This window comes from Aurantimonas endophytica (assembly GCF_014196845.1).
Classification (GTDB): Bacteria; Pseudomonadota; Alphaproteobacteria; order Rhizobiales; family Rhizobiaceae; genus Aurantimonas; species Aurantimonas endophytica.
This window is the reverse complement of sequence record NZ_JACIEM010000001.1, coordinates 1,490,026-1,506,767: the sequence shown is the minus strand read 5'-3', so window position 1 is coordinate 1,506,767 and position 16,742 is coordinate 1,490,026. Positions and strand designations below refer to the sequence as shown.

The 16,742-nt window shown below is 68.2% G+C and carries 13 protein-coding genes; 7 read left to right on the top strand and 6 right to left on the bottom strand.

What is annotated here, in order from left to right; translation table 11 throughout:
• Positions 1-254 precede the first annotated feature (254 nt).
• The 4 genes from leuA (at position 255) to GGR03_RS07360 (ending at position 5,090) form a co-directional block, all read left to right on the top strand.
• Positions 255-1,943 (top strand): 2-isopropylmalate synthase, encoded by a 1,689-nt coding sequence (gene leuA / locus GGR03_RS07375; protein ID WP_183207078.1) that lies wholly within the window; start codon positions 255-257, stop codon positions 1,941-1,943.
• Positions 1,943-3,610, top strand: coding sequence for a thiamine pyrophosphate-binding protein (locus tag GGR03_RS07370; RefSeq protein WP_183207077.1), 1,668 nt, complete (start codon positions 1,943-1,945; stop codon positions 3,608-3,610). The genes leuA and GGR03_RS07370 overlap by 1 nt, the downstream gene beginning before the upstream one ends.
• A complete protein-coding gene (locus GGR03_RS07365; RefSeq protein ID WP_183206878.1) occupies positions 3,607-4,392 on the top strand; it encodes an alpha/beta fold hydrolase in 786 nt (261 codons plus the stop codon). Before GGR03_RS07370 ends, GGR03_RS07365 begins: the two co-directional genes overlap by 4 nt.
• Before the next feature lie 83 nt (positions 4,393-4,475).
• The gene (locus GGR03_RS07360; RefSeq protein ID WP_183206877.1) at positions 4,476-5,090 is read left to right on the top strand and encodes a hypothetical protein; all 615 of its coding nucleotides are present in this window, start codon (positions 4,476-4,478) and stop codon (positions 5,088-5,090) included.
• Positions 5,091-5,521: 431 nt separating this feature from the next.
• Here GGR03_RS07360 and GGR03_RS07355 read toward each other — a convergent pair whose 3' ends face one another.
• Complete coding sequence (locus tag GGR03_RS07355; RefSeq protein WP_425486699.1) at positions 5,522-6,499, bottom strand: metallophosphoesterase family protein; 978 nt, start codon at positions 6,497-6,499, stop codon at positions 5,522-5,524.
• Between the two features lie 49 nt (positions 6,500-6,548).
• Here GGR03_RS07355 and GGR03_RS07350 point away from each other — a divergent pair, with 49 nt between their 5' ends.
• Positions 6,549-7,010, top strand: a complete 462-nt coding sequence (locus GGR03_RS07350; RefSeq protein ID WP_183206875.1) for an NUDIX domain-containing protein — start codon at positions 6,549-6,551, stop codon at positions 7,008-7,010.
• 3 nt (positions 7,011-7,013) lie between these two features.
• Here GGR03_RS07350 and GGR03_RS07345 read toward each other — a convergent pair whose 3' ends face one another.
• Positions 7,014-8,000, bottom strand: a complete 987-nt coding sequence (locus GGR03_RS07345; RefSeq protein WP_183206874.1) for a glutathione S-transferase family protein — start codon at positions 7,998-8,000, stop codon at positions 7,014-7,016.
• A gap of 292 nt (positions 8,001-8,292) precedes the next feature.
• Between GGR03_RS07345 and GGR03_RS07340 the strand changes: the two genes are divergently transcribed.
• Positions 8,293-8,796 carry a GNAT family N-acetyltransferase gene (locus GGR03_RS07340; protein WP_183206873.1) on the top strand — a complete coding sequence of 168 codons (504 nt, stop codon included), beginning with the start codon at positions 8,293-8,295 and terminating at the stop codon, positions 8,794-8,796.
• Positions 8,797-8,903: 107 nt separating this feature from the next.
• A complete protein-coding gene (locus GGR03_RS07335; RefSeq protein ID WP_183206872.1) occupies positions 8,904-9,806 on the top strand; it encodes an HNH endonuclease in 903 nt (300 codons plus the stop codon).
• Between the two features lie 14 nt (positions 9,807-9,820).
• On the opposite strand, the gene GGR03_RS07330 is transcribed toward GGR03_RS07335, so the two are convergent.
• From GGR03_RS07330 to GGR03_RS07315, 4 genes are read right to left on the bottom strand one after another with little or no spacing between them, the layout of a single operon-like run.
• Positions 9,821-11,893 carry a hypothetical protein gene (locus GGR03_RS07330; protein WP_183206871.1) on the bottom strand — a complete coding sequence of 691 codons (2,073 nt, stop codon included), beginning with the start codon at positions 11,891-11,893 and terminating at the stop codon, positions 9,821-9,823.
• A complete protein-coding gene (locus GGR03_RS07325; protein ID WP_183206870.1) occupies positions 11,890-14,754 on the bottom strand; it encodes a DUF4159 domain-containing protein in 2,865 nt (954 codons plus the stop codon). Before GGR03_RS07325 ends, GGR03_RS07330 begins: the two co-directional genes overlap by 4 nt.
• Positions 14,754-15,665, bottom strand: coding sequence for a DUF58 domain-containing protein (locus tag GGR03_RS07320; RefSeq protein ID WP_183206869.1), 912 nt, complete (start codon positions 15,663-15,665; stop codon positions 14,754-14,756). Before GGR03_RS07320 ends, GGR03_RS07325 begins: the two co-directional genes overlap by 1 nt.
• 8 nt (positions 15,666-15,673) lie before the next feature.
• The gene (locus GGR03_RS07315) at positions 15,674-16,684 is read right to left on the bottom strand and encodes an AAA family ATPase (protein ID WP_183206868.1); all 1,011 of its coding nucleotides are present in this window, start codon (positions 16,682-16,684) and stop codon (positions 15,674-15,676) included.
• Positions 16,685-16,742 lie beyond the last annotated feature (58 nt).

Below are 16,742 nucleotides of genomic sequence, written 5' to 3'. Positions count from 1 at the left end.
ACTTATCGGCGGCCGTCGGACCCGTTGATCGAAGGGGCGTCCGGCGGTCGAGCCGGCGCGTAGAGTGGGCCTTTCGGCTCCTGCGCTCTGCCCCTCAATCTTTACAACCATGTTCCAATTGCCGATGACCGGTCTGAAGCGCGCCTTGTCGCCGCCGCCGGCATCCGCCCGAGATGAAGGTCAGAGCCATGTCCGTCAGTCCCGCCATCGAACCCGTCATCGAAGCTGAGAAGCCGGCCGGCCGCGCCGCGCCGATGCCGCTCGCTTCCCGCAAGTACCAGCCCTATGGCCAGGTCGACCTGCCCGACCGGACCTGGCCGTCGAAGACCATCACCGCCCCGCCGATCTGGTGTTCGGTCGATCTGCGCGACGGCAACCAGGCGCTGGTCGACCCGATGGGCCACGACCGTAAGGCGCGGTTCTTCCGGCTCCTGAAGGACATGAACTTCAAGGAGATCGAGATCGGCTTCCCGTCGGCCTCGCAGACGGACTTCGACTTCGCGCGCTGGTGCATCGAGGAGGGCGACACGCCCGAGGACGTGTCGCTGCAGGTGCTCGTCCAGTGCCGGCCGGAGCTGATCCAGCGCACCTTCGAGTCGCTCGAGGGGGCGGTGCGGCCGATCGTGCATTTCTACAACTCGACCAGCGAGCTGCAGCGTCGCCTCGTGTTCCAGAAGGACCGCGCCGGGATCAAGCAGATCGCTACGGACGCTGCCAAGCTGATCACCGACATGGCGGCGAAGGCCGGCGGCGGCTACCGCTTCGAGTATTCGCCGGAGAGCTTCACCGGCACCGAGCTCGAGTTCGCCGCCGAGATCTGCAACGCGGTTGCGGAAATCATCGGGCCCTCGGCCGACAACAAGCTGATCCTCAACCTGCCGGCGACCGTCGAGATGTCGACGCCCAACATCCATGCCGACCAGATCGAGTGGATGTGCCGCCAGCTCGACAATCGCGAGAACATCATCGTCTCGCTGCATCCGCACAACGACCGCGGCACCGCCGTCGCGGCGACCGAGCTCGGCCTGATGGCGGGTGCCGACCGGGTCGAAGGCACGCTATTCGGCAATGGCGAGCGCACCGGCAATGTCGATCTGGTGACGCTGGCGCTGAACATGTTCACGCAGGGGATCGACCCCGGCCTCGACATCACCGACATCAACCGGATCAAGGACGTCTACGAATACTGCAACCAGCTGACGATCCCGGAGCGCCACCCTTACGTCGGCGAGCTGGTCTACACGGCGTTTTCCGGCTCGCACCAGGACGCGATCAACAAGGGCATGAAGGCGCGCAAGACCGCCAACAAGGAACTGTGGGAGGTTCCCTACCTGCCGATCGACCCGAAGGATGTCGGGCGCAGCTACGAGGCGATCATCCGGATCAACTCGCAGTCCGGCAAGGGCGGCATCGCCTATGTGCTGCAGGCCGATTACGGGCTCAACCTGCCGCGCAATCTGCAGATGGAGTTCCGCGAGGACATCCAGCACATCACCGACGAGGAAGGCCGCGAACTGCCGGTGAAGCGGATCTACGACCGGTTCATCGAGCTCTATGTCGAGCAGCCGGGCGCGCGGATCCGTTTCCTCGACCATCACACGCTGCCCGATCCGGAGCATCGCGGCGAGCGGCTGCTCGAGGCGACGATTCTCGACGGCGACAAGGAAGTCACGATCACCGGCCGCGGTACCGGACCGATCGACGGCTTCATCGACGCCCTTTCGCGCCATCTGGGGCTCGAGATGTCGGTCGCCGACTATTCCGAGCATTCGCTGCAGCACGGCTCCAACGCCTCGGCGATCTCCTACATGGACATCGAGTATCAGGGCGGAGCGCTCGGCAGTGGACGGCTGTTCGGCGCCGGCATCAACAAGAACATCGTCACCGCGTCGCTGCAGGGCATCGTCTCGGCCGCCAACCGTATCGTCGGAGCGGTGAAATGATGGCGGAAGGCGGCGTCCTTCTCGTCCGCGCGCTGGAAGCGCAGGGCGTCGACCGCGTCTTCTGCGTGCCGGGGGAGAGCTATCTCCCGGTGCTCGACGCACTCGTCGACAGCGGCATCGACACCGTCCTCTGCCGGCAGGAGGGCGGTGCCGCGATGATGGCGGAGGCCGACGGCAAGCTCACCGGCCGGCCCGGCATCGTCTTCGTCACCCGCGGCCCCGGCGCGACGAACGCCGCCTCCGGCGTGCATGTCGCCTCGCACGACCTGACGCCGATGATCCTCTTCATCGGCCAGGTGCCGACCGAGTTCCGTGGCCGCGGCGCCTTCCAGGAGGTGGACTACGACAAGATGTTCGGCGGCATGGCCAAGGCGGTGTTCGAAGCGACCACCGTCGCCGAACTGCCCGACCTCGTCGCCGAGGCCTTCCGCATGGCCCTCGACGGCGCGCCGGGCCCGGTGGTCGTCGCCCTGCCGGAGGACACATTGTCCGGCGAGGCGGCGGCGGACATTCCGAGCCGCGTCGAGGCGATCGAGATCCATCCGGCCGAGTCCAAGCTCGAAGACCTCTGGGCGATGCTGGAAGGCGCCAAGGCGCCGATCATGATCCTCGGCGGTTCGCGCTGGACGGACGGGGCGATCGCCGACGTCGAGGAATTCGCGACGCATTTCCACCTGCCGGTCGCCTGCTCCTTCCGCCGCCAGTCGCTGTTTCCGAGCCTGCACCCGAACTATGCCGGCGATGTCGGCATCGGCATCTCGCCGGCGCTGAAGGCGCGGATCGCGACCTCCGACCTCGTCATCGCCATCGGTGCGCGGCTCGGCGAGATGCCGAGCCAGGGCTACACGCTGTTCGACGTGCCGGCGCCGCGCCAGCGCCTCGTCCATGTCCTTCCCGACGACACCGAACTCGGCCGGCTCTACCACCCGGCGCTGTCGATCCTCGCTGATCCCGTCTCCTTCGCGCGGAAGGCGGCGCAGCTCGCCGCGCCCGCGACGGTCGCCTGGTCGGGCGAGGCGGAGGCGGCGCATGCGGCCTATCTCGCCTGGTCGGAGCCCGCACCCGACGCCACGGCGCGGCCGGGCTACGTCGACATGAACATCGTCATGGCGCATCTGGAAGAGGTGTTGCCGGCAAGAAGCACGCTGACCAACGGCGCCGGCAATTATGCCGGCTGGCTGCACCGCTACCATCGCTTCACCGATCACGCCGCGCAGCTCGCGCCGACATCCGGCTCAATGGGCTACGGCCTACCGGCAGCGGTTGCAGCCAAGCTGCGCCATCCCGAGCGGACGGTGGTGTGTTTTGCCGGCGACGGCTGCTTCCAGATGACGATGCAGGAATTCGGCACCGCTTGCCAGGCCGGCGCGGCCGTCGTGGTCCTCCTCGTCGACAACAGCCAGTACGGCACGATCCGCATGCACCAGGAGCGGCACTATCCGGGCCGGCCATCGGCGACGACCCTGGTCAACCCGGACTTTGCGGCGCTCGCCCGCAGCTATGGCGGACACGGCGTCACGGTGACCGAGACCGCCGCGTTCCCCGCGGCGATGGAGGCGGCGCTCGCCGCCGGTGTCCCCGCGCTGGTGCATCTGCGAACCGATCCGGACCGCATCTCCACCACAGCGCGCCTGCCGTTCGCGCCGGCCGGAGACGCCGCGGGGTGAGCGATCCGACGCGCCTTTTCGGGTTGGAGGAAGGCGCAGGCGAGGGCTCCCCGGTCGTCTTCCTGCATGGCTTCGACGGCCGGGCGGCGCTCTGGTCGAGGGTGCGCACCGCGCTCGGCGATATCGGGCGCCGAACCATCGCCTTCGATCTGCCCGGCCATGGCCGTTCGCTCGATTACCCGGGCGCGGGCCCGGCGAAGGTGGCGGCCCGCGCGGTGCTGAGCGAGCTGGACCAGCGGGGCATCGACGCGGCACATCTCGTCGGCCATTCGATGGGCGGTGCCGTTGCCGCGTTGATCTGCCTGTTCGCGCCGGAGCGGGTGGCGTCGCTCACGCTGCTGTCGCCCGGCGGCTTCGGGCCGGAGATCGGCACGGGACCAATCCGGGCGATGATGGAAGCGTCGGAGGGACAGGATCTGCAACAGGCCCTCAGCCTCATGGGCGGGCCGGGCTGGGTGGCACCAGCGGATGTCGCCGCCGGCGGCGACCGCACGCCGGAAGGTCGGGCGGCCATGCGCCGGATCTTCGAGGAATTGTTCGCCGGCGGCGGGCAAGGGGTCCTCCCGCTGGCGGCGATCGCCGAAAAGCATCGGCCGATCCATTTGATCTGGGGGAGCGAGGATCCTGTGACGCCGATCGCCCAGACCGCCGGTCTGCCGCCGGGCTTCACCCTCCACCGGCTCGACGGTGTCGGCCACATGCCGATGCTGGAAGCGCCAGATGCCTGCGCCGCGGTAATCCGGGCCGTCGTGGCGGACGGGAAGCGGGCGTCCGCAGACTGATCGACACGGCCGCGGTTTCTTCCGCCGGGAAAGCTGGGTAAGATGAAGACCGCGTTAACGAAGCGGATTCGAGGATGCCGGTGATGGGCGAAGGCAAGGACAGCGCGGCGTCCCTGATGGGCACGAAACGTCTATCCGACGCCGTGCGGCAGGCGAAGATCGCCGCGGCGCACCGCTCCGACGTCGTGATCGACATCCGCGAGGCCGATCGTGCCCGCCTGGAGATCCTCGCCGATGAGCTGCAGCCGCTGCTCGATGAACTGCCGCCGGGCGAGGACCTCTTCGATTTCACCATTTCCGGAGGCATGCATCCGCGCCTGTGGGTCGACGGTACCGCCAACGTCATGATGGCGCGCGACCGGCGGACCTATCGCCTGGTGCGCGAGACCCGGCTCGGCCGGGTGGTTCTCATGGAAGCCGCGGAGGCGCGGGTGATCGCCGACCGGGTGACGGACTACGTCGCCGAGCGCATCGTCGAGCGCGACAAGGCCTTCGCGGCGGAAGACGGGCTGAACGAGCGGATGATTACCCCGGCTCGCCCCGCCCGGGCGGTCAGCGACGAGCCGCTGCGCGTGCCCGCGCAGAAAAGCCGGGCGACGGACGTCGTCGTGGCGCTGACCTGGCTGATGATCGGCGTGGTCATCGGTGCCGGCATCCTGCTTGCCATTGCCTCCTACCAGGGCGTCTCGATCGGCTGATCGATGGCGGGCGATGCGGACCGCGGATGCGCAAACCCCTCTCCTGCGATTTCTATCGTTCAGCACCTGCGGCGCTGAGCCGATGAAATCGCTTACTCCCCCTCAAGGGGGGGGAGAGGGAGCCTGGACGTCGACGGGTACGCCGTCAGCGGTGATCCGCTCTCTCTCTCCCCTTGAGGGAGAGAAAGCCTTTTCGCGGTCTTGGTCCCGAGGCGAGGGCCAAGTCGCAGAAAAGGCAAGAGAGGGGCGAGGGACTTTGCCGGGGGGCGCTGAGGCGCGTGGAAGCCGAATACCCCTCTCTTGCGATTTCTATCGTTTAGCACCTTCGGCGCTAAGCCGATGAAATCGCTTTCTCTCCCTCAAGGGGGAGAGAGGAGTCTGGTTCGAGGTGAAACCGCGGAAAAGAACGCGGTCGCATCATCTGCCGGGTCTCAGGCCGCATCCTGCGGTTCGCGCGCCGGTCTTGCGTCCTCGCGCGGTCTTGCCTGGACGGCCCGACCGCTCGACAACAGCTCGTGTTCCCGGATCCAGTCGATACCGGGCGCCTCCTTGCGGGCACCACGTTCCCGCTGGACGAGCGACCATTTGCCCGGTCCCCCGTCGATCTCGAAGAGATTGTAGCGCGACGCCGGGTTCGAGCCCCCTGGGCTCTGGCTTGCCGAGGGCACGCCGACGACGGGCACCATGTGGTCCGGTCCCCTCAGCCAGTGCAGCGTGTCGAGATGCGTATGGCCGTGAAGCACCAGGTCGGCGCCCACCTCGTGAATGACCTTGTAGAAGAACTGCTTGCCGATCAGCCGCTTGTGCCAGGCCGCCGCACCGGAAACCGGCGGGTGGTGGATGAGCACGACCCTGAAGTGACCGGTCGCCCGGCAGTTGTCGAGCAGGCGCGCAAGGTGCAGCGCCTGGCCGCGCTTGAACGTGCCGGTGGCCATGAAGGGCGCCGTCGCCTCGGCGGTGGAGACCCCGAAGATCGCGACATTGTCGCGCACCCGCAGATAGGGAAAGGAGTTGCCCACGGCCGACAGCGGATTGTCGCCCAGCATGTACTCGTGCCATTCCTTGTAGGCCCGCCTCAGGGCGCCCGGCACATAGGCGTCGTGATTGCCCGGCACCACCGAGACGTCGCGCGGCAGGCCGAGTTCCTCCAGCCAGATGCGGGCGGCGATCGTCTCCGTCTGGGTTGCGAGATTGACCAGATCGCCGGTCACCGCGACGTGGTCGGGCGCCTCCTGCTTGAGGTCCTGGACGAGGTCGGTCAGGGTTTCGCCGAACATCACGCGTCGACGATTGCGGTGCCAGTTGACGTAGCCGGTCACGCGCTTCGAGGCGAGTTCCCGGATGGACAGGGCGGGCAGCGGACCCAGATGAATGTCGGAGAGATGGGCAAGGCGGAACATTCCTGCCATCCTAGCTCAAGTCGCCGCGATTGGTAGGGCTCGCGGCTCGGGAGAATCCATGCTGTTCGAGAAACCGCTGATCCGGCTGCTGCACGGCGTGCATCTGGTTGCGCGGCCCGTGACCCTCGGTGTCCGCGCCGCGATCTTCGACCCCGACGGCAGGATCTTCCTCGTCCGGCATACTTACGTTTCCGGATGGTACATGCCCGGGGGCGGTGTCGAGCCCGGCGAGACGGCCATCGAGGCGCTGACCCGCGAGGTCTTCGAGGAAGGCAATATCGAGCTCGACGCACCACCGGCGCTCTTCTCGGTGTTCTTCAATCGCAACGCCTCGAACCGCGATCATGTCCTGCTCTATCGCTGCGGCGCCTTCAGTCAGGCCGTCGACAAGAAGCCCGATGCCGAGATTGCCGAAACCGGGTTCTTCGCCCCCGATGCGCTGCCCCCCGGCACCACCGACGCGACCCACCGGCGGCTGGCGGAGCTGCGCGGCGAGGCCGAGACCGACCACTATTGGTAGCCGTCAGGCGCCCGGCCGCAGGCGCCCGTGCGGCCGGGTGAGGTCCTGATCCGGACCGAGCGGCACGATCCCGGTCGGGTTGATCATCCGGTGGCTCGAATAATAGTGACCCTTGATGTGCTCGAAATTGACCGTCTCGGCGATGCCGTCCGTCTGGTAGAGCTCGAGCATGTAGCCGAACAGGTTCGGATAGTCGGCGATCTGTCGCCGGTTGCACTTGAAGTGGCCGTGATAGACCGCGTCGAAACGGATCAGCGTGGTGAATAGCCGCCAGTCTGCCTCGGTCGGCGCCTCGCTCGCCACCAGATAGCGCTGGCGCGACAGCCGGTCCTCCAGCTCGTCGAGCGCCTCGAACAGTTCGTGGAACGGCCGTTCATAGGCCTTCTGCTCGGTGGCGAAGCCGCATTTGTAGACGCCGTTGTTGACGCTGTCATAGACCATCGCGTTGATCGCATCGATCTCGGGAAGCAATGCTTCCGGCGTGATGTCGACCGAAGCGTCGCCCCATTCGTCGAAACCCGTGTCGAGGATCCGGATGATCTCCGCGGACTCGTTGTTGACGATCGTACCGGTCTGCTTGTCCCACAGCACCGGCACGGTGACGCGGCCGGTGAACTGCGGATCCGCCTCGAGGTAGACCTCGTAGAGCCGCTGCTTGCCGAGCACGCTGTCGGGGATGGCACCGGGACGATCGGAGAAAGTCCAGCCCTCGTCCCCCATCAGGTAGTCGACGACGGACAGCGAGATAACGTCCTCCAGCTTCTTCAGCCGGCGCACGATCAGGGTGCGGTGTGCCCAGGGGCAGGCGAGCGAGATGTAGAGATGGTAGCGGCCGGCCTCGGCCTTGAACGCCTTCTGGCCGTCAGGGCCGGGCGCGCCATCCGGCGTGATCCAGTCCCGGAACACCGTCTTGGTTCGCTCGAAGCTGCCGCCGGTCGACTTGGTATCGTACCATTGATCCTGCCATTTTCCGTCGACCAGAAGTCCCATTGCGTCAGTTCTCGCTGTTCAGTGCCTTGCTTGTCCTACAGTCTAACCGGACATCGGGTCTCCCGTTCCCCCGGCGTTCGTGACGGATCGTCAACCGGTGGCGTGTTGCGGTCGGTGCTGGACCGACCCGCGATGCGGTGGTAACAGCACCGCCAACTGAAAGGGCGTCCGATGATCCTGCTGCGACGACGATCCTGGCTGCGCGCTGCCGCGCACTGACCGAAGTCGTTCGCCGCAGGTCCAGGGGACCGGCGCGGGCACTCCAAGGCCTGCCACCATCCGGTTCCCGCCCATGTTCGATCTCGCCGACGTCCGGTTTATGCCGGAACATCCCGACCACGCGCCGCTGATCGCCGCGATCACCGACGAGGCTTTCGGCCCCGGCCGCTTCGTTCGCGCGGCGGAGCGGGTCCGCGAAATGGCGTCTCATGATCCGGCGTTGTCCTTCGTCGCCGAGCACGGCGGCGCGATCATCGGCTCGGTCCGGCTGACTCCCATCGCGATCGGCAGGGCGCCCTCGCTGATGCTCGGTCCACTGGCCGTCCGCCCGGACTACAAGAACCGCGGTGTCGGCAAGGCGCTGATGCGGCTCGCGGCCGAAGCGGCGCGGGACGCCGGCGAGCGCTCGGTCATCCTCGTCGGCGATCCGCCCTATTACGCGCCGCTCGGATACTACCCTTTGCCGCCCGGTTCGGTGATCATGCCGGGCCCGGTTGATATTTCGCGGCTGCTCGGCCTGCCGCTCGCCGACGGCGCGCTGGCAGAACTCGTCGGCAAGGTCGGACCGCGGCGATAGTCAGACCGGTAGCCCCGCGCCGACATTCCCTGTCGATGGCCAATTCTACCTGCTCTTTTTGCAAGGCAAGCTATGGTCTTGTCCGCGCTGCCGGTATCCACTGACGCATGGCATTCGGCATCTTCATCCACCGCACAGATTCGATCTACGACGATAGCCCGACGGAGCGCTATCAGTTCCCGAGTCAGTATCTCGGTCGTGTGCGTGCATGCCTCGGCGATTGGATCGTCTATTACGAACCGCGGAAGGTGATCGACACTCGAGGATATTTTGCGATCGCGAAGGTCCAAGAGGTTATTCCCGACCCCAAGGCGCCTGGAATGTACATCGCCTTGATCGAGCCGGGGAGCTATCTGGATTTCCCGAACCCCGTACCGTTCAGCGACGCGGATGGCGTCGTCGAGCATGGTGTGCTGAATGATATGGGTCGGATCTCCGGGCGAGCGCAATCAGCGGTACGGCAGATTTCTGCTGGGGATCTCGACCGCATTCTGGAGCGCGGATTCGAGATGGACGCGGATATTCTGCCGCGAACCGACTTACGAAATCAGACGGGCTTCGAAGATGAGCAGGCGCCGTACCGATATGCTGAAGAGGAAGAACGCGCTCGGATCGAATACATTGGCTCACGGATAGTGCGGGACCGTGTCTTCCGGCGGCTTGTCTTGCGCGCCTACGACTCGCGATGCGCCATCACCGGTTTGAAGCTGATCAATGGCGGCGGGCGGGCGGAGGTCGAAGCAGCCCACATCCGCCCGGTGGAATTGGATGGGCCCGATGTCGTCAACAACGGGGTGGCGCTGTCGGGCACAGCCCACTGGATGTTTGATCGCGGGCTGATCGGTATCGCCGACGATCTTGAGATACTGGTGTCGCGGCAGGTGAACGACCCCTTCAGCGTCCGAAGCATGATCAACAAAAGCGGTTATCTGCTGCCACCACATCGATTGGCGGATCGCCCGCACCCCCGCTTTCTAAGCTGGCACCGGGAAAACTGCTTCAAACAATAGCGCCCGACGTCCCGCTACCGCCCTTCGCGGTACCAGGTCGCCGAGAGCGCCATCAGCAGCACGGCGAGGCCGAGGAAGCCGGCGAAGAGCGGCGTGCGCTCGACGCCGCGCAGCACGGTCTCCTCCGTCGTCCTGAGGCCGATCCAGTCGCGGCCGTTGGCATCGGCGCGGCCGCTGACCGGCACGATGCGCGGCACCGCGACATCCTCGCCCAGGCGGCGGACACTGCCGCTGGTGGCATCAGTGAGCGGCGCCAGCTTGTCCTCGGTGGAGATCGCCTCGCGATATTCGCGCGGATTGACCGGGCCGACATTGGCAAGCGCCCGCAATTCGCCGTTCGCCGCCTGGAACAGGCCGAGCTCCTCCGTCGCAAGCCGGCCTTCCCAGCGACCCTCGCCGGCCGCCAGCATCGGCACGGTCACCGCCTCGCCGGAGGGCGTCAGCACGGTCGAAGGTCCCGGGTCCTCGCCGATGGTCTGGCGGGTGATGACGAGGTCGGATCCACTGGCCTCGGCGTCCAGCGCCTCTTCCTCGAGCTCCGGCTCCTTCATCAGCCAGTGGGCGAGGCGGCGGAACAGCGCGACGTGCGGCCCGCCGCCCTCGAAGCCGCGCGACCACAGCCATTCGTGATCGGACAGGAGCAGCGCGATGCGCCCTTCGCCGACGCGGTCGAGGACCAGCAGCGGCTTGCCGCCCGGGCCGTCCATGACGGTCTCGCCGCGGGGCTCGTCGACATCGATCGAGCGGAACCACTGGCTCCAGTCGGGCGGCTCGCTGGCCGAGCCAGGCAGGTCGCGCGTGACCGGATGCTTGCGCCCCAGCTCCGACAGTTCGGGGTGAAAGGCCTGCTGGTCGATGCCGCCGGTCGGCAGCGCCGGCAGGATCGATTGCAGCGGCGTCGTCGCGACGCTCTCATCGCCGGCATATTCCGGACCCGCGGCGATGAGGATGGCGCCGCCGTTTTCGACATATTGGGCGATGTAGTCGAAATACAGCGACGGGAGCACGCCGCGCTCCTGGTAGCGGTCGAAGATGATCAGGTCGAAATCGTCGATCTTCTCGACGAACAGCTCGCGGGTCGGAAAGGCGATCAGCGACAATTCGTCGATCGGCGTGCCGTCCTGCTTCTCCGGCGGGCGCAGGATGGTGAAGTGGACGAGGTCGACGGCGGCGTCCGACTTCAGGAGATTGCGCCAGGTTCGTTCGCCGGCATGCGGTTCGCCGGAGACCAGCAGCACGCGCAGATTCTCGCGGATGCCGTCGACGACGGCGATCGCCCGGTTGTTCACCGCGGTGATCTCGGCCGGGTCGCGCGCGACGGACAGTTCCAGGATGTTCTTGCCGGCGCGCGGCAGCTGGAAGGTGAGGGCGGCGTCGCTGCCCGGCCGCGCCTGCTCGCGCGAGACGAGGTCGCCATTGACGAAGACCTGCACCTCGACCGGCCTGTCGGAGGCCTGCGGGCCTTCTTCAACGACGCGGTAGCGCAGCGTCTGGTCCTCGTCGACGAGGCCGAATCGTGGGCTGGTGGTGATCTCGATGCGACGGTCGAACTCGTCCTCCCGGCCGGTGATCAGCCCGTGGACCGGAGCATTGAAGCCGAGCGCCTGGGCTTCCGCCGGAATGTCGTGGATCTGGCCGTCGGTGATCATCACCGCGCCGGCGACGCGCGCAGGCGAAACGTCCTTGAGCGCGCCGGAAAGCGCGCCGAACAGCGCCGTGGTCGCGTCGTCGCCGGGCGTCGCGCCGGACCGGGCCTCGACCGTGCGGACCTCGAATTCGGGGAAACGTGCGAGGCTCTCCTTCAGCGCTGCCTCGGCCGTGTCGGCCTGTGCGGTGCGCTCCTCGATGGTCTGGCTCTGGCTGCGGTCGACGACAAGCGCGACGACGCTCTTCAGCGGGTCGCGCTCCTCTTCCAGCACCACCGGGTTGATCAGCGCCAGGAGGATGGCGGCAATGGCGACGACGCGGATGAGGGCGCCGCGCATCCGGGCGAGCAGCAAAGCGAGCGCGAGGATCACGGCCGGAACCGCCAGGATCGCGATCACCGTCCACGAAAACAGCGGGGCAAACTCCATCGACCAGGTCACTGGCCGAGCCTTTCCAAGAGCGCCGGCACGTGCACCTGGTCCGCCTTGTAGTTGCCGGTCAGCACGTACATCACGATGTTGACGCCCGCCCGATAGGCGAACTCGCGCTGCGCCGGGTCAGCAGAGTCGGTGGGGAACAGGAACAGGCCCTGCTCGTCGACCGCCCAGGCGCTGGCGAAGTCGTTCGAGGTGATCATGATCGAGGAGACGCCGTCGCCGCCGCGCGCCGGCCGCGCCGTGCCGTCCGCATCCTGCACCAGCGACTCCACCCACAGATCCGAGCCGGTATGGCGGCCGGGAAAATCGTCGAGAATGTAGAAGGCCTTGGTCAGCACGTGGTCGGCGGGCACCGGCTCCAGCGGCGGGATGTCGAGGTCCGCGAGAATGTCGCGCAGCCGGCGCTGCCCGGCGGAGACCTCGGTGCCGGAGAGCCCGGCCAGCGTCTCGTCGGCGACGTCGAACAGCACCGTGCCGCCCTGCTTCATGTAGGCGTCGATGCGGCTGATCGCAGCCTCTTCCGGCATCGGCGCGGCCGGGTCGATGGGCCAATAGATCAGCGGGAAGAAGGCGAGTTCGTCCGTCGCGATGTCGACGGCCATCGGCTCGCCCGGCTCGAGGGCCGTCTTCGCCGCGACATACTGGCTGAGCCCGGCGAGGCCCGCGCGGGCGACGTCGTCGACGGCCGGAAGGCCGGTCTCGACATAGGCGAAATGCGTCGATTCCGTCGCCAGGATGGCGCGTTCGACGTCGAGCGGCACCGCCGTCTCCGGCGGGGCCGGCGTGCCGGGTGCCTCCTGGGCATGCGCCGGGGGGACGGCGGCGAGCAGCAGCCCGGCAGCCGCGAGCACGGCGATGGCCGGCAACGCCGTAGCCCGCCGGCGCGACAGCGTGCCGCCGATGCGCGAGAAGGCGCCGTTCAGCCACAGCAGCGCCAGCGCGTCGAGGGCGAAGAGCACGAGCGCGGCAGCGAACAGCCAGGGCGCCAGGTTCAGCGCGCTTTCGCCGCCATAGCCGCGCGCCTCCACCGGTGCGCCGAGATCCAGCGCCGGCAGCCGTCGCAGTTCCGCGCCCGCCGGCAGGAGATTGAGCGCCATGTAGCCTTCCTCGTTGCCGTAGAGCCCGGGCGGGTTCTGACGGGTCACCGGCGGCACGCCTTCGGCGACGGGTTCCAGCGGCTGGACCTCGGCCCCCGGTCCGACCAGCCGGCCCTGGCCGTCGAGAATGCGATAGGGCGGCAGGCTGTCGGCCGCCGTCCGCCCGTCGGTAGTCCCGCCGCTGGCGCGCGACAGCGTCACAATGCGCCGCAGCATGTCGACGAAGGCGCCGGAAATCGGCAGGTTCGACCAGGTCGCCTCGGCGGTGACGTGGAAGAGCACGATGGAGCCGGCGCCGACGTTCGCCGCGGTGACCAGCGGCGTGCCGTCAGACAGGCTGGCCCAGGTGCGCTCGGGCAGGTCAACGGAGGGCTCGGCCAGCAACTGGCGCGCCACGGTGACGTCCGCCGGCACCTCGATACCGGCAAATGGCGTCTCGGCAGCCATCGGGGCAATCGTCTGCGGCTCGGACCATGACATCGCGCCGCCGAGCTGCCGTTCGCCGGCCCGCAGGCGCACCGGCACCAGCGGGTCGTCGCCGGTCGTCGCGGCGAGCCGCGGCCCGGCGAAGCGGACGAGATAGCCACCGCCCTCCACGAAACCCTGCAGCGCCACCTGGGCGCGTTCGGGCATCACGCCGATATCTGCGAGCACGATCATCGACGGACGGCGCTCGACCAGTGCCGGGATCGCCTCGCCAAGGTCGGCGCTCTCGGCGCGCACGATGTCGGCGAAGGGCTCCAACGCGCGGCTGATGTAGTAGAGCGGGGAGAGCAGCGGCTGCGCGACGTCGGCGGATTCGCCGGAAACCAGGCCGACGCGGCGACGTCGGAAACTGTCGTCGACCAGCCGGACGGCGCCGGCCTGCGACGCGCCCTCGACCTCGATGCGGGCGATGTCGTTGCGCAGCTCCACCGGGATCGCGAAGCGGGCTTCGGCGGTGGCGGCGCCTTCGGCGAATTCCAGCGGCGCGCGGCCGACTTCGCGGCTCTGCGAATCGAGGGCCCGCAGCGCCAGATCGGCGGCAAGCGCGCCCTCAGGGCGAACCGCCTGCACGACCAGCGCCTCGGTGGAATTGTCGGCGCCGGTGAGGCCGACCAGCCCGTCGACATTCGGCGCGTAGACGATGGCTTCGCCCGGCGCCAGCGCGGCAAGGCTGCGCGCCGCGGCCTCGGTGCCTTCGCTGTCCAGCCCGTCGGCGAGGAACACCAGCGACCCAGGACTCTCGCCCGCCAGCGCAGTCACCAGCCGGTCGGCCGCTGCGACGCGGTCGGTCGGGATCGGGCGCGGTCCCGCGGCGGCCAGCCGTTCGAGCGCCGTATTGGCCTCGGCGGGCGTCGCGTCGTCCTCCGCCGCTTCGGCGGTGAAGGCGAGGGCGATCGGTCGGCCCTGGTCGCCCGCCCGCTGGATGAGCTCTTCGGCGGCCTCGCGCCGCGCATCCCAGTCGCCGCCGCTCGCCCAGCCATTGTCGACCAGCAGCGCCAGCGGGCCGGAGCCTGAAAGGAGACCCTCGCGCGGGTTCAGCGTCGGCGCCGCCAGCGCCAGGATGATCAGGGCAGCCAGCAGCAGCCGCAGCAGCGTCAGCCACCACGGGCTCTTCGACGGCGTCTCTTCGCTCTTCAGGACGCGTTGCAGGATCCGCAGCGGCGGGAATGTCTCTGTCTGGGGCCGCGGCGGTGTCAGCTTCAGCAGCCACCAGATCACCGGCAGGGCCAGAAGTCCTGCCAATACCAGCGGTGCGCCGAAGGAAAGGGCGAGGCCGCCCATCACGGCAGACGGCCCGTCGGCTGCGGCGCGCCGCTCAACCGTGCGTGGATGGCGACCAGCGCCTCCGAGGCCGGCCGGTCGGTGCGGTGCGGGATGAAACTCCAGCCAAGGCGTCGGCAATGCTCGGCGATATGGTCGCGGCGGGCGTTGTAGAGCGTGACGTATTCGGTGCGCAGCGTCTCGGCGCGTCCGGCGGTGAGCTTGGCGCCGGTCTCCGGATCGCGGAACTCGGTACGCCCAGCATAGGGGAAGGCTTCCTCGGCCGGGTCGGAGACCATGACCACGTGGCCGCGAATGCCGCGGCGCGCGATGCGGTCGATCCGCGCGACGATCTCGTCCACAGGGTCGAGCAGGTCGCTGACGATCACCATCTCGGAGAAGCGCTTCAGCCTGTCGTCCGGCGGAAAGGCATCGTCCGGGCGGCTGCCGAGCAGGGTCGCGGCAATCCGCTCGGCGGCATTGCGCGCCGAGATCGGATCGACGACGCCCGGATAGCCAATGCGCTCGCCGGAGCGCGACAGGATTTCCGCCAGCGCCAGGACGAGCACCAGCGCGCGCGACTCCTTCGATACCGGCGCGGTCTTCGACTGATACTGCATCGACGAGGACGGGTCGGCCCAGACCCAGACCGTGTGCGCCGCCTCCCACTCCTGGTCGCGCAGATAGACATGATCGTCGCGGGCCGAGCGTCGCCAGTCGATGCGAGATACCGCCTCGCCTTCGACGAAGGGGCGGAACTGCCAGAAATTCTCGCCGACGCCGCGGCGCCGTCGGCCATGCCAGCCGGCGATCACCGTCGCCACGACGCGCCGGGCCTCGACCAGGAGGTCGGGCATCAGCACGGCGCGCTGCCGGGCCCTGACCAGGGCCTCCGGCGCGGCGGTGAGTTCGACGGTCGAGCCGATGGGCATCAGCGTTCCTACGCCGCGTCGCGCTTGAGCGTGGCGATCACGTCGCGCACGCTCATGCCCTCGGCGCGGGCGGCGAAGTTCAGCGCCATGCGGTGCTGCAGGATTGGCTCGGCTAGCGCCATCACGTCGTCCACCGAGGGAGCGAGACGGCCGTCATAGAGCGCGCGGGCGCGGACGCAGGTCATCAGCGACTGCGAGGCGCGCGGGCCGGGACCCCAGGCGATGTGCGCGTCCGCCTCCTTGTGTCCGTTGCCCGGCCGGGCGGAGCGGACGAGGGAGAGGATCGCCTCGACGACGCTTTCGGCCACCGGCATCCGACGGATGAGCGCCTGGATCTCGCGCAGCCGCTCGGCGGTCACCACGGGTTCTGCCGACTGATCGTGGCCGCCCGTCGTCTCCAAGAGGATGCGGCGTTCGGCGGCGAGGTCGGGATAGGAGACGTCGACCTGCATCAGGAAGCGGTCGAGCTGCGCCTCGGGCAGCGGATAGGTGCCCTCTTGCTCGAGCGGGTTCTGGGTCGCCAGCACGTGGAACGGGGCGGGCAGGTCGTGGCGCTCGCCGGCGACGGTGACGTGGTATTCCTGCATCGACTGCAGCAGCGCCGACTGAGTGCGCGGCGAGGCGCGGTTGATCTCGTCGGCCATCAGCAGCTGCGCGAAGACCGGCCCCTTGACGTATCGGAACGAGCGACGGCCGTTCTCGTCCTGGTCCATCACCTCGGTGCCGATGATGTCCGAGGGCATCAGATCCGGCGTAAACTGGATGCGGCGCGCGTCGAGGCCGAGCGCGACGCCGAGCGTGTCGACCAGCTTGGTCTTGGCAAGGCCGGGCACGCCGACCAGCAGCGCATGGCCGCCGGCGAGGATCGCGATCAGCGCCTGTTCGACGACCGTCTCCTGGCCGAAGATCACCCGCCCGACGGACTGGCGGATCGCGGCGATGTCGGAAAGGGCCGTCTCGGCCAGGCGAACCACTGCGCCTTCGTCGAGCGTTGCCTCGTGGGGCGCGAGAATCGTCATGGTGATGTCTCCGTCGAGAAGGCCGCTATCGGGCGCTGCAGCGCGAAAGTGGCGCCGC

Bases quoted from the DNA above. Each gene is read 5' to 3' on its own strand.
- GGR03_RS07335 (WP_183206872.1), top strand. From the start codon at position 8,904: ATGGCATTCGGCATCTTCATCCACCGCACAGATTCGATCTACGACGAT.
- GGR03_RS07320 (WP_183206869.1), bottom strand. From the start codon at position 15,665: ATGCCCATCGGCTCGACCGTCGAACTCACCGCCGCGCCGGAGGCCCTG.
- GGR03_RS07315 (WP_183206868.1), bottom strand. From the start codon at position 16,684: ATGACGATTCTCGCGCCCCACGAGGCAACGCTCGACGAAGGCGCAGTG.
- GGR03_RS07325 (WP_183206870.1), bottom strand. From the start codon at position 14,754: ATGGGCGGCCTCGCCCTTTCCTTCGGCGCACCGCTGGTATTGGCAGGA.
- GGR03_RS07360 (WP_183206877.1), top strand. From the start codon at position 4,476: ATGGGCGAAGGCAAGGACAGCGCGGCGTCCCTGATGGGCACGAAACGT.
- GGR03_RS07350 (WP_183206875.1), top strand. From the start codon at position 6,549: ATGCTGTTCGAGAAACCGCTGATCCGGCTGCTGCACGGCGTGCATCTG.
- leuA (WP_183207078.1), top strand. From the start codon at position 255: ATGCCGCTCGCTTCCCGCAAGTACCAGCCCTATGGCCAGGTCGACCTG.
- GGR03_RS07370 (WP_183207077.1), top strand. From the start codon at position 1,943: ATGGCGGAAGGCGGCGTCCTTCTCGTCCGCGCGCTGGAAGCGCAGGGC.
- GGR03_RS07355 (WP_425486699.1), bottom strand. From the start codon at position 6,499: ATGGCAGGAATGTTCCGCCTTGCCCATCTCTCCGACATTCATCTGGGT.
- GGR03_RS07340 (WP_183206873.1), top strand. From the start codon at position 8,293: ATGTTCGATCTCGCCGACGTCCGGTTTATGCCGGAACATCCCGACCAC.
- GGR03_RS07345 (WP_183206874.1), bottom strand. From the start codon at position 8,000: ATGGGACTTCTGGTCGACGGAAAATGGCAGGATCAATGGTACGATACC.